This window comes from Verrucosispora sp. SN26_14.1 (assembly GCF_004307965.1).
GTDB lineage: Bacteria > Actinomycetota > Actinomycetes > Mycobacteriales > Micromonosporaceae > Micromonospora.
This window is the reverse complement of sequence record NZ_SISL01000672.1, coordinates 1-2,336: the sequence shown is the minus strand read 5'-3', so window position 1 is coordinate 2,336 and position 2,336 is coordinate 1. Positions and strand designations below refer to the sequence as shown.

At 73.6% G+C, this 2,336-nt stretch carries 3 protein-coding genes; all 3 read right to left on the bottom strand.

What is annotated here, in order from left to right:
* Positions 1-49 precede the first annotated feature (49 nt).
* A complete protein-coding gene (locus EYA84_RS30710; protein ID WP_236146058.1) occupies positions 50-1,012 on the bottom strand; it encodes a TAXI family TRAP transporter solute-binding subunit in 963 nt (320 codons plus the stop codon).
* Between the two features lie 150 nt (positions 1,013-1,162).
* Positions 1,163-1,837, bottom strand: a complete 675-nt coding sequence (locus tag EYA84_RS30705; protein WP_131057706.1) for a hypothetical protein — start codon at positions 1,835-1,837, stop codon at positions 1,163-1,165.
* Between the two features lie 99 nt (positions 1,838-1,936).
* On the bottom strand, positions 1,937-2,336 hold a 400-nt coding region (gene yaaA / locus EYA84_RS30700), incomplete at its 5' end, for a peroxide stress protein YaaA (protein ID WP_131057705.1).

The window sequence follows — 2,336 nt, the reverse complement described above, 5'->3', positions numbered from 1 at the left end:
GCCCGACGCCCACCGAGCCGGTGCCGCCCGCCTCGGTGGCCGGCGAGGGTCAGGGCTTGCTGGCGCGGTAGTAGTCGGCGGCGCCGGGGTGCAGCGGCAGGGGTGAGGTGGCGATCGCCGAGCGGGGGCTCATCCGTCCGGCCGCCGGGTGGGCGCTGGCCAGCTCGGAGCGCCGTTCCATCAGCAACCGGGTCACCTCGCGGACCAGCGGTTCCGGCAGGTCGGCGCGGACCAGCAGATAGTTGGGGTTGGCCACGGTGGTGACCGCGTCGATGCCGTACACCGAGCGGGGGATGTCCCGGGGCACGTACACCTCCGGGTTGCCCACCCGCAGCGGAGCGGTCCACTCGCCGAGATCGACGATGCGGGTCGGGGTGTCCTGGGCGAACTGGGCCACGGCCCGCACCGGCAACCCGCCGGAGAAGAAGAACGCGTCGATCCGCCCCTCCCGCAGCGCGGCCACCGAGTCGTCGAGGCCGAGCCGTTCCTGGCGTACCTGATCGCCGTCGAGTTCGGCGGCGGTGAGCAGCCGCTGCACGGTGATCTCGGTGCCGGAACCGGGCGCGCCCACCGACACCCGCCGCCCCCGCAGTTCGGTGAGGGTCTGCACCGGGCTGTTCGCGGTGGTGACCAGGTGCAGCAGATCGTCGTAGACCCGGGCGACGGCCACCACCTGCGGGTGCGGGCCGGGATCGGCGGGCAGCACGTCGGCCTGGGTGAAACCGAGTTCGGCCTCGCCGGCACCGAGGAGCCGGACGTTCTCCGCCGAGGCGGCGGTGACCATCACCTCGGCCCGGACGTCGGGTAGCTCCCGGTTGAGGATGGCGGCCAGGGACTCGCCGAAGGCGTGGTACACGGCGGTCGGGCTGCCGGTGGCGATCCTGATATGAACTGTCTTATCTGGAGATTCCCGGCAGGCGCTGAGGCCGGGCAGGGCCAGCAGCACGGTCAGCGCCAGCGTCGCGCGGGCGCCGCGTCGCCGGGCTCGGGCGGTGTACCGGGTACGGCTCACGGGCAGCACTGTGCGCCGCCGGACCCCTGTCACGCAAGCCCAGAGGCGGCGGAAGCGCTCTCCGGACGGCCCCGGCAGGTCTGCCGGGGCCGTCCGGGTGGGTCCGACCGGTGGCCGGCGAGCCGTTCCAGCCGTCCGGTCGGCCACGGATCAGGCCACGGGGCGGTGCGCCGCCTCCTCTCCGGCGTGGCGCAGGATCTGCTCCCGGTCCCGGCCGTGCGCGACACTGACCAGGAAGCAGCCGGTGCCCGGACGCAGCAGCGCCGGCACGTCCAGCAGTGCGGCGCCGCGCACCAGCACGGCGGCCAACTCCCGGTCGGTGATCCGGACGCCGAGGATGTGTCGGCGGACGTGCCGGCCACCGGCCAGCAGCGCGGACCGCCAGGCGGCGGCGGCCAACCGGGTACGCCACAACCGCCGGGCCGTCGAGGCACCGGGCACCGGGCCCCCGAGCAGCTCCCGGCGGCCGCGCCGCCAGCCGTTCTCCACCATCGCCGCGTACGCCGCACGGTGCTCGCGGGCGATGTGGATCTGGTGCAGTTCGTAGCGGCGGCGCAGCCCGCCCACCGCCGTCTCGTGCCGGACCGGGATGTGCAGGCGGTCGAGGAGTTGTCGGGTACGCCGCGCCGCCTCCTCCCGGTTGAACTCGATCGTCGCCGGGATGGCGGGCTGCTGGCCCACGTACCGGTGACCGGGAGCCGCCGGAGGCGGCATACAGCGCAGCAGGCAGGCTGTCTCGAACGCGTCGGCCAGCGTGGTCCAGTCCAACGGCGGGAGCGTCGTCGCCTGGCGATGCCGGTCGAGCAGAATGGGTGCGGCAACCACCGGAGTGCCTCCTTGTGGTGTCGGGTCCTCCTTACGGTGACCTGTGACACCCGTGGGTGGTACCGATCCGGCTCAGCCTTGAGGAAATCTTGCGCCTGGTTACAGTTCGGAAACCACAACGTCGATCTGACGTGGACGGCCCGGTGCGCCGGGCTGCTCGCACACCGTGTACTTGAGGTCCCGTACCGCTGCGACCAGCGCGTCCGTGGTGCGGGGACGAGCATCGGCGAGGAGCAGGTCCCGCACCAGACGGCCCTTGGTGGCCTTGTTGAAATGACTGACCACCGACCGCACCGGCTGCCCGTCCACCTCACGTTCGTGCAGCACCCGCACCGTCACGACGCGCTCCGCCGACGCACCGCGCGGCGCCCAGGTGGCGGCGTACGCGCCGGACCTCAGGTCGAGCACCGGAGCGGTGCCGGCCGCCTCGGTCAACACCGGCCCCAGCACCCGCCGCCAGTACGCCGACAGCGCCCCCGGGCCGGGCAGGCGGGCCCCG